Below are 12,406 nucleotides of genomic sequence, written 5' to 3'. Positions count from 1 at the left end.
AAAATGTGGGCTGATGAGCGAGAGCGGCCCAGAGGGCCGCGCCCGGCGTGTGTTTCCGAGCATCGGAGCGGAGCGGCCTTGATGGCCGTGAGCACCGAAGCACAGGAAACGCGCGTCGGATCGCCGTCAGCGCGCATTTTCGGTCAGGCTCAGGGCGGCGGTTCGCCTTCCTGCGGCGTAAAGCCCAGATGGGTGATCAGGTCGCGCGTCGCCTCCGCCGCTGCCAGCACGGCATCGCGGTCCAGGCCCTTGCTGACCAGCGCGACGCCCCGTCGCCCATCCGGCCGCCGGAACGGATAGGACCCGATATCGAGGTCCGGATGATGGTCCTGAATCTCGGACAGGCCGGCGGCCAGCGCGCCTTCATACAGGTCCAGCGCGTACCAGCTGCGCGAGGTCACGGGCGTGCCGCGCGGCAGGCTGGGGGCCAGGGAATCGAACATCGCCTGCATGATCCGCGGCACGCCGGCCAGCACATGGACATTGCCGATGCTGAAGCCCGGCGCGATCGAGACGCTGTTGGTGATCGGGGTCGCCTCCTGCGGCAGGGTGGCCATGCGCTGCCGGGCGGCATTGAATTCGCCCGGGGCGAAATGGGCTTCCAGCGCGCGGAAGGTTTCGGGGTGAACGGTCCACGGCACGCCAAACGCCTCGGCCACGCAGGGCGCCGTGATGTCGTCATGGGTCGGGCCGATGCCGCCGGTGGTGAAGACCATGTCGAATCGGGCCCGCACGTCGCACAGCGTGGTCACGATAATTTCGCGGCGGTCGGGGATGATCCGCACTTCGGACAGCGTGATCCCCAGTTCGGACAGGCGTCGTGCGATATATTGCACATTGACGTCCTGCGTCCGGCCCGAAAGAATCTCGTTGCCGATGACCAGAATGCAGGCTGTCGGGTTCATGGCGGCAGGTCCCTGTCCGATGGCATGGACCATCATTATGGGCCCGGAATCCGCTTCCGGCCAGACAGGAGGAATGGGCGATGAGGGAAGGACCGATGTGCGGCGTGCCGCGCTGCGTGTGGGAGCTCCCAGCCATGCTGGGCGAAGGCCCCGTCTGGTCGGAAGCCGAGCAGGCCCTGTATTTCGTCGATATCGTCGGAAAGGCGATCCACCGCTACCGGCCGGAAAGCGGGGAGCGGACCTCCTGGGCCGCGCCGGACCGGCCAGGCTTCCTGGTACCGCTGACCGACGGCACCTTCCTGTGCGGCCTGCGCGACGGGCTGCACCGGTTTTCGCCCACCACCGGCCGATTCGGCCTGGACCTGCCGGTCGAACCCGACCAGCCCGGCAACCGGATCAATGACGGCCATGTGGACCGGTTCGGCCGCCTGTGGTTCGGCACCATGCATGACGCCGAAACCGACCCCACCGGCTCGCTCTATTCCGTCCGCCAGGATCGCGGCGCGCTGTCGATCCGGCGCGAGGATACGGGCTATGTCGTCAGCAACGGCCCGGCCCTGTCGCCCGACGGGCGCACACTCTATCACAACCATTCGCCAGCCCGCACCGTCTACGCGTTCGACGTGGCGCCCGACGGCAGCCTGTCGAACCGGCGGGTCTTCGCCACCCTGCTTGATGGCTATCCCGACGGCATCGCGGTGGACAGCGCGGGCTTCCTGTGGATCGGCGTGTGGGACGGCGGCCGGATCGAGCGCCTGGCCCCGGACGGCACGAAGGTCGAACCCATTCCCATGCCGGCGCGCAACGTCACCAAGGTTGCCTTCGGCGGCGCCGATTACCGTACCGTGTTCGTCACCACCGCCCGCAAGGGCCTGTCGGCACAGCAGCTCGCCGACCAGCCCCTCAGCGGCAGCCTGTTCGCCTTCGGCACCAGCATCGCCGGACAGAAACAGGCGACCTTCACGCTCGACGCCCCGTTCGCGCTGTAGGGGAGTGTCTCGGCGGGTGCCGACTGCAAGCGAGGTTTATGGAAGTGCTTAATGGATAAGACCGGAATTATTCTGGTAACGCCAATTGCGTTCCATGGCGGCTTCCACCACCTCAAGAAGCCGGTAAATCGCCTTCGTCTCGCTTCCTGCGATCTTTTGAAATCCGCGAATCGGATATCCAACAGGGTAGGAACGAGGCGATGTTGTGGATGGCTCCCGTACGGAATGTACGAGGATAGAGAGGTCATTGTCTAAAATGCCGGGAGCCATGTGTGGACGGCCGTGACAACGCAAGTGGAACGTATTGAATTTGACACTTGAATGCAGCCATATGTCCGGCGCTGTTTGCGTAGCCGGGGCTGCCGGCCCCGATGAAGTCCACGGATCGGCTCCCTGATCACCTCTGGCACGCTGAACGTTCCGTTTTCCGTCGTGAGCAACGCAAAAAAACGCCAGCCCCTGACGGACATCACTCGTACAGAAGCGCCCGCAACCGGTTCTGGAGATCTGCCGTTTCATCGGAAACGAAACAGCGATCTGCGACGCGGATCTCCATGACCCCCTTTTCCGGCTCGCTCTTACGCACCCATTCGGCAGATTGCACGCGTCTCTCATGCTCCCGCCCAACGCGATCCCAGAATAAGTCGCTCAGCCACATGACCGCCCCGACGGCTTCGATATAACCTTCCCGGAATACCCAACGCCCTGGATTCCCGGATGTGTCGATGATCATCCGTTGAACGGGAGGAGGCTTCCCATTCGATTTCATGGGCAATTGTGAATAATCGCGACCGGCAGTTTTGTACTGTAAAGTATCTTTCGCATTCTGCCAATAGTTATAGTCTACATCTACAACCCATCCTTGGACAAAGCCGTCCATTTTTATGAATGGATGGGCCCATTTTTCCCAATCTCCGGCCGCGTGAGGGGTTTTTTCTTTGATGGAGACAAAGCAATGGTCACAGCTGCCGACAAGGCCATATTGAAAGGACAGTTCGGCGGTTTCTATCCGTCCCCAATTTTTTTCCCGTTGAATTTTTTTCAGCATCATGGCGGAAGAGGATTTTTTTACAGGATAAACAAAGGCATCCCTGATATTTAATTCTTTCAATATTTTGCTTATTTGAATAAAAGCTTCAGCGGGTGCTATCGTGCTTTCCAGATCCTGAAATGTAAAATCGGCAGAACCAATCCGCACTTCCTTGGGAGCGCCGATCTCATTTGTCGAAAAGATAAATTCTATTTTTTCTGTTCTGCTTCTTATCATCATGGATGCGCCTCGACTGTTACCGTTACCTTGTTTCTTTCGCCATACTCTATCAGCGGCTCTGCCGCCTCAACACCGCCGGGTTGCACGCGTATATCCAACACCATATCCGCGGGAACACCGTTGACTTTCCCCCGTCGGGCATCGAGCTCTTTAATAATGTTTTCCATGCGCGAGAGCCATGTCGATCCGGTTGTGTTGACGCTTTTCAAACTGACAAGAGTATTCCCTTTTTGAAAATCGATAAGGGGGAAATATCCACCATTTGAACTTCCGATATGATACCAGCCCTCTGCAGAACTATATTCCGTTTTTGAAAGTTTTTGTTCTATCGCAACGCCACGGTATATCGGGTCCAGATCCCATACCGATTGACCCTCTTCCAGCGTATAGGGTAAGCGGGATTCGACGATCTGAAACCCTGCCTCGAGAAGATCCGCTCCGCCGAGCTTTATCGCGGCGCCAGCGACAGCTTCTTCCGGAGCGGCAACCGGTAACAGAGCTATGGTAGCCGCCAGGCCGATCCATCCTTCTGTGGTGGTGGGCAGCATGCTCGCCAGCGGGTTCGTGCTCGAAGCCCATGATGCGTGAAAACCCTTCGCCGCAGCTTGAAGCTGGCTCGATGTATAATTCTCGACCGTCTGATAGGCCTGCGTGATGCCTTGCAGCATCGTCTGCCCGGCATGCACCAGATCGTCTGAGACTTCGCCGACGGCATTGTTCAGGAAGCTGGTGACCTGCGACTTAGCTTCGTCCGACTGGCTGAGTGCGACCGTGACGTCATTCAGCGTCTGGCCCGACACCATAGCTTTCTTATAGGTGGCCACTTCGTCCGAAGTTGCCTTGCGGCCCAGGATCAGGGGGTAGAGCGCTTTGACTGCATCGCCGGCCTCCGTCGAATGGGCCAGCGTGCTGCGAACCTGGGCCAGGGTCTGGCCCGATACCAGGGCCTTTTTGTAGGTGGCGACCTCATCCGAAGTCGCGCTGCGGCCGAGCAGTTGCGGGTAGAGTGCCTTGATCGCGTTGCCGGCTTCCGTCGAATGGGCGATTGTGCTGCGGACCTGGTCGGGAGACTGGCCTGCCGCGAATTGCTGGTAGGCCGTGGTGTAATCCGCCTCCGTCGTCGAATGACCCAGGAGATCGTTGGTGTCTTTTTGGATGTCCTTGTCGATATCCGCCAGCTTGATCGGGACGTGCGCGCCTGACGCCGTCTCGTAGGTCGCGACCCCGCCCGACGCGCCTGTCAGGTACTCGACGCCATGAACAACGGTCACGGGGACCCCATGCACGACGATATGTTCGGGACCGGTATCGGAAGGAGATGTATCGGGCGGCGGCGTATCAGGCGTCGTGGGGTCGGGAGATGAGATGCCATCCCCGTCATCGGATGACGGAGGAGTGCCTATGACCGTTACATCCCCATTATCGCCAGGGATGTTGATTGTGCCTGCGTCATCGTCATCGTCATTGTCATTGCCGGTATCGGCGACGAGAGAGAGCATTTTCATCTGGGCTGGCGCGGTGGTGCCGGTCCCGTCCGTCTGGTCGGTCGGCGCTGTCGCGGGTTGCGGTTCTGCCGCGCGCGGGTGATGCGGCGTCTGCCCTGCGGCAAGGGCATTCAGGAGGGCCGGGTCGCGGCGATAATCATGGAAATACCCGGCGGGCGAGGGCGCTGCGCGCGGGCCGATCGTCACGATCGCGGGCCGGCGGGTCGGAGAGGTTACGCGACGAACGGCCGACATCCTGGGTGGCGTCAGGCATCGCGGACGCCGCCTTGGCCGCGGGACGATCCGCATGATGCTGGGAATCGTCAACGGGAAGAGCCGGTCTTGAGAAACGCCGGGTCGTCAGGTCAGACATCGCGCCACCAATGCAACATTATATAATAATCTGTTGCGTTACGTTGCAGCGCCTCGGTCGCCTTGACAAGCGCGGAGAGGAGATTGGACCATGGTTGTCGCGGAGAGATGAGAAGAATACACGGCGACGAATGGCACCTCGTAACCGGGATTTGGCTCGCGTCATGGTATTCATCGGCGCCAATCGGGAAATGGCGGCATTGCTCTCAGGGAGAGGCAGCTTATTTCAGACGCTGACAGATCCGACCCATCGGTGCCATCTGAATGCATCCGTCGTGCATGGCATAAGAGGCGGATCAGATATTCGAACGAGTGAACGAAAGCGGTCGGAAAAGAGTGTCCGGGCGTGCTTTCGCGCCCTCGGCGCGGGGCGGCTGCGATGGGCAGAAGGTATCAGAGTGGAAAGACGCGCGCGGCCCTTCGCCCGTGCGCATGTCCTCCCACGCTCAGACCAGATCGCGCAGAAGCGGCACCAGCGGCAGATCGGCTTCGGGCATCGGGTAGGCCGACAGATCCTCCCCCCGAACCCATGCCAGGGTCTGGCCCTCACGCGGGCGCGGAATGTTCTTCCAGCGCCGGCAGACATAGACGGGCATCAGCAGGTGAAAATGTCCGTAATCGTGCGACACGAACGTATAGGGCGCGAGGCAGGAGCGGCTGACATCCAGCCCCAACTCCTCGTCCAGTTCGCGGATCAGCGCCGCTTCGGGCGTTTCACCGGCCTCGACCTTGCCCCCAGGGAACTCCCACAGACCGGCCATCGGCTTGCCTTCCGGCCGCCGGGCCAGGAGGATGCGTCCGTCAGTATCGATCAGCGCAACGGCGGCCACCAGCACCACGCGCTTCTGTTCCGCCGCCTGGGTGGGAGAACCCGCCGATGGCGCGTCCATCGCCATATCCGCCCGCGTCGCTTCGAACAGCAAAACCGGATGCTCGCCGCCGCGCGAGACGAATTCCTGGTGCCCGGTGCCCGTTTCGCGAAAACCCAGCCGGCGCAGCACGGCGATCGAAGCCGGATTGTCATGCGCGACGGCAGCCGCGACCCGGTCGACCGACATGTTGGCCAGCGCCCAGCGCGTGATCCGCCCCACCGCGCTGGTGGCGACCTTGCGGTTCCAGTAGGGGCGGCCGACCCAGTATCCCACGGTCGCCGAACGGCGCCCACGATCGACCTGCAACCCGATGCAGCCGATCAGCGAATCGGGTGTCTCCGATTCAGGGTGAGTGATGGCGAAATGATAGGCCACCCCCCGCCGGGACAGATCGGCGGTCGAGGCAATCCACTCATCCGTCAGCCCGCGCGGATAGGGAAACGGGACGCGGCTGAGCATCCGGATGACGCTCCAGTCATTGACCAGCCGGTGCATCGCTCCCGCGTCCGAGGACAGAAGGGCCCGCAGCCGGAAGGGCCCGGCCTGCAGGGTGGTATCCGTCCGTTCGTCGCTCATGGATGTGACGACACCCTCAACCGACGGCGGGGGCGCGGATGCCGCATTCGGCCAGAAGCTGGCGCAGGTCGCGGATCACCGGGAACACTTCCTGGTTGTGATCGCCCCCCAGTTCGTTCCAGGCGTTCTGTTCCAGTTCCACGATCTCGCGATCCTCGCGGAAGATCCGCTCGGTAAAGGCGACCAGGAACGGCCATGCCAGGTCCAGCACGCCCGGCAGCTTGGGGCGCTTGATCGACAGCAGCCCGAAGACGCGGTTGGTCAGTTGCTCCTCGTCCTGCGGAACGTAGGCGATCCACAGATCCATCACCGCCTCGCCGCCGGTCGGCTCGATCTTCAGAGTCTGGTACGGATATTCGGTGCGGATCGTCATGACGTCGCGATGGGCGAATTTCGCGCTGTTGTCGCGCTTCTGCCCGAACACCAGGGCCTCGCCGATCGGCTGCTTGCCGCCGGTGCGGGCAAAGGTATAGCGCGCCTCGATCATGCCGGGCCCGCGATCCTGGCCCAGGAAACGGGGCTTCATCTGGCCCATCTGCTTCATGTGCATGAACTGATGGTTCATATCCATCAGGTTCTCATGCATGAAGCTGTAATGGCATTTCACATGCCGGCCGAAGCGCCTGGTCTTGTATTCGGGGTTGGCGACCTGCGACAGCTTGGGCATCGGCACGGACTCGGCCTTCTCGGGATCACCGGGAAAGACAAAGATCAGCCCGTCCTGTTCGCGGCACGGATAGGTGCGCACGCCGTTGGGCAGCTTGCCCTTGCCCAGATAGGGCACGTCGATGCAGCGCCCCGACCGGCCATACGCCCAGCCATGATAGCAGCACTGCACCGCCTGGCCCTTCACGGTGCCCTTGCTCAGCGGCACCTGCCGGTGCGCGCAGCGATCCTCCAGCGCGAAGACCTCGCCTTCGACGGGGCGGACCAGCGCGATCGGCTGGCCTGCATAGCGGGTGCCGATCGTCTTGCCGGCCTTGAGTTCGCGCGACCAGGCCACGGGGTACCAGAAATCGGGATCACAGCGAATGCGTCGCAGGTCCTCTCCCAGGGTCAGGGCGGGGCGGGGCATGCTGTCCGTCGAAAGAATCTGGTTCATCGTCTCTCTATATGCTCGGTCGCCTGCTTCTGTCCGGCGGGTCGTGCGGTACCACGACAGAAGCCGCACACATTAAAGAGGCATCTCATCGTGTCGTGCAATTGATAACGCGTATCAATGCTCCGGAACGATACGGGCCCGGTTCCCCTTCCGGCCGGCAGGGCCGGAGGGCATCAAGATATCAGGGATGGAATCGGTCGCCGGCCTTGATCCGGATCAAGGACGTGTCGATTCCCCAACGTGCGGCGCGGTGGCGAGTTCGGCGGTCAGGTCCTCGACGAACTGCCAGGCGACACGGCCCGACCGCCCGCCGCGGGAGACGGACCACGCATTGGCGCGCCGGGCCAGATCCTCATCCCCGATCGCCAGATCGCGGGCCCTTGCATAGGTCCGCACCATGTCCTGGAAAATATCCTGGGCGCAGTTGTGAAAGCCGATCCACAACCCGAACCGGTCGGACAGCGAGACCTTCTCTTCGACCGCCTCGGACGGGTTGATGGCGGTCGAGCGCTCATTGTCGATCATGTCGCGGGGCATCAGGTGCCGCCGGTTCGATGTCGCATAGAACAGCACATTCTCCGGCCGGCCGGAAATGCCGCCATCCAGCACCGATTTCAGGGCCTTGTAGTCGGCATCCTCACTCTCGAACGACAGATCGTCACAGAAGACGATGAAGCGGCGCGGGTTGGTCCGCAGCAGGGCCAGCAGGTCGGGCAGGGTGGCGAGGTCCTCGCGCTGGATCTCGATCAGCACCAGCCGGCCCGCGCCCGGTTCGGCCGGCGCGCCGTCGGTCCGGTTGGCCTGGGCGTGGGCGGCCTTGACCAGCGATGATTTGCCCATGCCGCGCGCGCCCCACAGCATGACATTGTTGGCCGGCAGGCCACGGGCGAAATGCAGCGTGTTGTCCAGCACCAGCCGGCTCTGGATCTCGACACCGCGCAACAGGCCGATATCGACATGCGCCACATGGGCCACCGGCGCCAGGCGCCCTTGGGTGGGGTGCCAGACAAAGGCATCGGCCGCATCGAGGCCCGCAAGGCTCGGCGGTGGCGGAGACAGCCGCTCCAGCGCCTGGGCGATACGGTCGAGAACGGGCAGGAGAGGGTGGGACTCCATCGTCGGTCCTGTGGCTGGAAAGGCGCGATCGGACCCGGAGCGCGGCGGAGAGGTAAACCGACGCCTTGACGGGAAACGGACGAAAACTATGGTCCACTGCCTCAGCCCGCAACCCACTAAATGATGGCCGGAAGCGCGACATGACCTCAGTTTCAGATTTCCTTGTGACCCCGGCATATGCCCAGAGCGCTGGAGGCGAGGGAGGATTCCTGAGCGCCGGCGGTCTGATGTCGATCCTGCCCTATGTCGCGATGTTCGCGATCTTCTATTTCCTCCTGATCCGCCCGCAGCAGCAGAAGCAGAAGCAGTTGCGCGCCCAGCTCGCGGCGGTGCGTCGCGGCGACAGGGTGCTGACGGCCGGCGGCATCGTCGGCGTCGTGCAGAAGGTGCGCGACGATTCGAACGAGCTGGAGGTCGAGATCGCCCCCAATGTGCGGGTGACGGTCCTGCGCGAGACCCTGACCTCGGTGATCACCAGCACCGCCAAGCCGGCCAACGACGCCGCCCCCAAGGCCGACTGACGGCAAGCCTCCCCCCGAACGGGCGAACCGGCGGCGTCGCCCGCCGTTATGCCCGTTCAGGGGAGGGGGAATGACGCTGTACGGAGAACTCGACGCGACGAAGGCCGGGCGTTTCGCGGCCACCAATGCATCGGGCCGGGCCGGCGTGGCCTCGGGCCTCGCGGCGGTGGCCGGCCTGATGTTCGGTCTCGATATCGGCGTCATCTCCGGCGCCCTCGGCCCGATCGCGCGGGAATTCCACGCCAGCCGTCTCCTGCAGGAATGGATCGTCGCGGCCATGATGCTGGGCGCGGCGCTGGGCGTGCCCATTGCGGCGCGCCTCTCCTTCGGCTGGGGGCGCAAGCACACGCTCCTCATCGGCGCGGCCCTGTTCGTGGCGGGGTCGCTGTTCTGCGCCGTGGCCGGATCGGTGGGGACGCTGATCGCGGGACGGGTGATGATGGGGCTGGCGGTCGGCATTTCGACCTTCACCGCGCCGCTCTATATCGCCGAAATCGCCGATCCCCTGCATCGCGGCGCCATGGTGTCGATCTATCAGCTCATGATCACCCTCGGCATCATGGCGGCCTTCGTCTCGAACGCGCTGTTTTCCTATTTCGATACCTGGCGCTGGATGCTGGGGATCGTGGCGTTTCCCGGTATCGTCTTCATGATCGGTGTCGCCTTCCTGCCGTCCAGCCCGCGCTGGCTGATGATGCGCGGCAAGCGCGAGGCGGCGCGGCGCGCGCTGCAGGACCTGCGCGGCCAGGGGCACAGCGTGGCCCGCGAACTGCGCGAGATCGACGCCCGCCTGCATGTCCGCACGTCGGGCTGGGCGCTGCTGCGCGCGGACCGCAATTTCCGCCGCTCGGTGCTGCTGGGGGTGACGTTGCAGGCCATCCAGCAGTTCACCGGCATGAACGTGGTCATGTATTACGCCCCGCGTATCCTCGGGCTGGCCGGCTTCATCGACCATGGGCGGCTGTGGGGCACCGTCAGCGTGGGGGCGGTGAACGTGGCTGCCACCTTCGTGGCGATCGGCCTGGTCGATCGCTGGGGCCGCCGGCCCCTGCTGATCTGCGGACTGGTCGTGATGAGCATCGGCATGGTGCTGCTCGGCCTCTCACCCTCCGCCGAGGTGCGGGAGGCGACCGCGCAGGCATTGACCATCGGCGGAATGGTCTGCTTCGTTTCGGGGTTCGCGTTTTCGGCCGGGCCGATCGTCTGGGTGCTGTGCGCGGAAATCCAGCCGCTTCAGGGCAGGGAGTTCGGCGTCGGCTGTTCCACCGCGGCCAACTGGATCGCCAACATGATCGTGGGCGTGTCGTTCCTCACCCTGGTGGACCGGCTGGGCCTGTCCGGCACCTTCTGGCTCTATGCGGGGCTGAATGCGCTGTTCGTGGTGCTGGTCGCCCTGTTCGTGCCCGAGACAAAGGGCCTGACGCTGGAGCGGATCGAGCGTGACCTCACCGCCGGCGTGCGCCTGCGCGATATCGGGCGCGGGCCCCGGTAACAGGCGGCCGGACATGAAAAACCCGGCCCCAAAGGGGCCGGGCATTCCAGAACCAGAGCTGCCGTCGGCCGATCAGGCGGCCTTGAGCTGCGCCTCGGCGAACTCGTAGTTCGCCAGCTTGTCCAGGTAGTTGGTCACGTAGTCGGGGCGACGGTTGCGGAAGTCGAGATAGTAGGAATGCTCCCACACATCCAGACCCAGCAGCACCTTGCCCTGGCCTTCGGCCAGCGGGTTGGAGCCGTTGGCGCTCTTGGTCACCTTGAGCTTGCCGTCGGAGCCCAGGACCAGCCACGCCCAGCCCGAGCCGAACTGCGACGTCGCGGCCGCCTTGAAATCGGTCTTGAACGTGTCGACGCTGCCGAAATCCTCGGCGATCTTGGCCGCCAGCGCGTCGGGGATCGTGCCGCCGGTGGGCGACAGGTTCTGCCAGAACAGGATGTGGTTCCAGTGCTGGCCGGCATTGTTGAACACCGGCGCCAGGGCCGCATCACCCTTGACCGCCAGGATGATCTCTTCCAGCGACTTGCCCTGCAGTTCGGGCTTGGCCTCGACGAAGCCGTTCAGCGCGGTGACATAGGCCTGATGGTGCTTGCCGTGATGCAGCTCCAGCGTTTCCTGGCACATGCCGCGCGCCGCCAGCGCGTTGGTCTGGAACGGAAGAGTGGGCAATTCGAAAGCCATGGACGTTCTCCTTGGAATTGCAGCGGCGGAAACGCCGCCCGTCAGAGCTATGAGGGCGGGGAAGGGGCGTCAAGTGACGGAACAGGGACGGCCGACCCGCCGGCCGAAACTCTTGCGCCACGCCGTTGCGCGCGGCAAGTCGTTGTCATGACAATCGCTGCCACGCCAGCCCCCCCTGAAAGACGCGCCGCCGCAGCCGGAGTTTCCCCCGGTGCCGCGGTCGCCCGGCGGGCCGATCCCGACCGCTTCCTGTGCGCCCTGTTCCTGCCCCAGGCAGCGCGCGAGGACGCCTTCACGCTGATCGCGTTCAATCACGAAACCGTTCGTGCCCTGGGCGGCATGCAGTCCCGTGCGGTCGCGGGGCCGATGGCGGGGCTGATTCGCCTGCAATGGTGGCGCGAGATCGTCGAGGGCGCGGGCCACCCGCACGCGGTCGCCGGCCCGCTGCGCGCGCTGATCGCGGCCGGCAGGGTAAAGGCGGAAACGCTGCTGGGCATTCTGGACGCGCGTGAGGCCGAACTGGACGGGCTGGCGGACTGGCCCGCCTGGCGCGCCGCGATGCTTGGCGGGGCGGGCGGCGTGCAGGTCGCGATCGCCCAGGCGGCCGGCGTGACCGACCCCGCTCTGCTGAAAGCCGTCGAATCGCACGGCGCCGCCTATGGCGCGGGCGGCTTGGTGCGGCATCTGGACATGGTGCTGGCCAGTGGCCGATGCCCGGTGCCGGACTCCGCACTGGCCGAAGCCGGCCTGTCGGGGGATGCGATTCGCGACGGCGCGACGCTGACGCCGGACATCCTGCGGGCCCTGCGCGCCGCCCTGTGTCGCGAAGGCGCGGTCTTTCTGGCCGAGGCCGGGCGCCCGCGCCTGCCGCGCGCGGCCCGGGCGGCGGCACTGCCCGGCGTTCTGGCACGGCGGGATCTGGCCCGCGGCGCCGACGGCGCGCCGGCCGGATTCGCACCTCGCGGGCTGGGCGACCGGCTGGCGGTGATGGCCGCAATGGCCTTCGGCTGACCCTGCCGCCCCACC

11 protein-coding genes are annotated in these 12,406 nt (G+C 64.3%); 4 read left to right on the top strand and 7 right to left on the bottom strand.

Features of this window, described 5'->3' with window-relative positions:
* Positions 1–149 precede the first annotated feature (149 nt).
* Positions 150–905, bottom strand: coding sequence for a competence/damage-inducible protein A (locus tag HLH35_RS14010; protein WP_182979751.1), 756 nt, complete (start codon positions 903–905; stop codon positions 150–152).
* Positions 906–985: 80 nt separating this feature from the next.
* Here HLH35_RS14010 and HLH35_RS14005 point away from each other — a divergent pair, with 80 nt between their 5' ends.
* A complete protein-coding gene (locus HLH35_RS14005; protein WP_182979718.1) occupies positions 986–1,894 on the top strand; it encodes an SMP-30/gluconolactonase/LRE family protein in 909 nt (302 codons plus the stop codon).
* Positions 1,895–2,363: 469 nt separating this feature from the next.
* Here the strand turns inward: HLH35_RS14005 and HLH35_RS14000 are convergent, their stop codons facing one another.
* The 5 genes from HLH35_RS14000 to HLH35_RS13980 form a co-directional block, all read right to left on the bottom strand.
* Positions 2,364–3,164 carry a hypothetical protein gene (locus tag HLH35_RS14000; protein ID WP_182979717.1) on the bottom strand — a complete coding sequence of 267 codons (801 nt, stop codon included), beginning with the start codon at positions 3,162–3,164 and terminating at the stop codon, positions 2,364–2,366.
* On the bottom strand, positions 3,161–4,855 hold the full coding sequence (locus tag HLH35_RS13995; RefSeq protein WP_182979716.1) for a DUF4214 domain-containing protein: 1,695 nt from the start codon (positions 4,853–4,855) through the stop codon (positions 3,161–3,163). The genes HLH35_RS14000 and HLH35_RS13995 overlap by 4 nt, the downstream gene beginning before the upstream one ends.
* Before the next feature lie 611 nt (positions 4,856–5,466).
* On the bottom strand, positions 5,467–6,468 hold the full coding sequence (locus HLH35_RS20255; RefSeq protein WP_182979715.1) for a bifunctional GNAT family N-acetyltransferase/(deoxy)nucleoside triphosphate pyrophosphohydrolase: 1,002 nt from the start codon (positions 6,466–6,468) through the stop codon (positions 5,467–5,469).
* A 16-nt stretch (positions 6,469–6,484) separates the two neighbouring features.
* The gene (locus HLH35_RS13985; protein WP_182979714.1) at positions 6,485–7,570 is read right to left on the bottom strand and encodes an aromatic ring-hydroxylating oxygenase subunit alpha; all 1,086 of its coding nucleotides are present in this window, start codon (positions 7,568–7,570) and stop codon (positions 6,485–6,487) included.
* A 216-nt stretch (positions 7,571–7,786) separates the two neighbouring features.
* Entirely contained in the window at positions 7,787–8,686 is a 900-nt protein-coding gene (locus HLH35_RS13980; protein ID WP_182979713.1) for an ATP-binding protein, read from the bottom strand.
* Positions 8,687–8,826: 140 nt separating this feature from the next.
* Between HLH35_RS13980 and yajC the strand changes: the two genes are divergently transcribed.
* Together yajC and HLH35_RS13970 are read left to right on the top strand one after the other, a co-directional pair.
* Positions 8,827–9,207 (top strand): preprotein translocase subunit YajC, encoded by a 381-nt coding sequence (yajC, locus tag HLH35_RS13975; RefSeq protein WP_182979712.1) that lies wholly within the window; start codon positions 8,827–8,829, stop codon positions 9,205–9,207.
* 70 nt (positions 9,208–9,277) lie between these two features.
* A complete protein-coding gene (locus tag HLH35_RS13970; protein WP_182979711.1) occupies positions 9,278–10,699 on the top strand; it encodes a sugar porter family MFS transporter in 1,422 nt (473 codons plus the stop codon).
* Positions 10,700–10,771: 72 nt separating this feature from the next.
* On the opposite strand, the gene HLH35_RS13965 is transcribed toward HLH35_RS13970, so the two are convergent.
* Positions 10,772–11,380: a superoxide dismutase gene (locus HLH35_RS13965; RefSeq protein ID WP_182979710.1), complete on the bottom strand. Its 609-nt coding sequence runs from the start codon at positions 11,378–11,380 to the stop codon at positions 10,772–10,774.
* Between the two features lie 147 nt (positions 11,381–11,527).
* Here HLH35_RS13965 and HLH35_RS13960 point away from each other — a divergent pair, with 147 nt between their 5' ends.
* Positions 11,528–12,391 (top strand): squalene/phytoene synthase family protein, encoded by an 864-nt coding sequence (locus HLH35_RS13960; RefSeq protein ID WP_182979709.1) that lies wholly within the window; start codon positions 11,528–11,530, stop codon positions 12,389–12,391.
* Positions 12,392–12,406: the final 15 nt, after the last annotated feature.

Origin of the sequence: Gluconacetobacter asukensis (assembly GCF_014174375.1) — a bacterium.
Classification (GTDB): Bacteria; Pseudomonadota; Alphaproteobacteria; order Acetobacterales; family Acetobacteraceae; genus Gluconacetobacter; species Gluconacetobacter asukensis.
The sequence above is the reverse complement of the archived record's forward strand: the minus strand, read 5'-3'. Positions and strand labels throughout refer to the sequence as shown.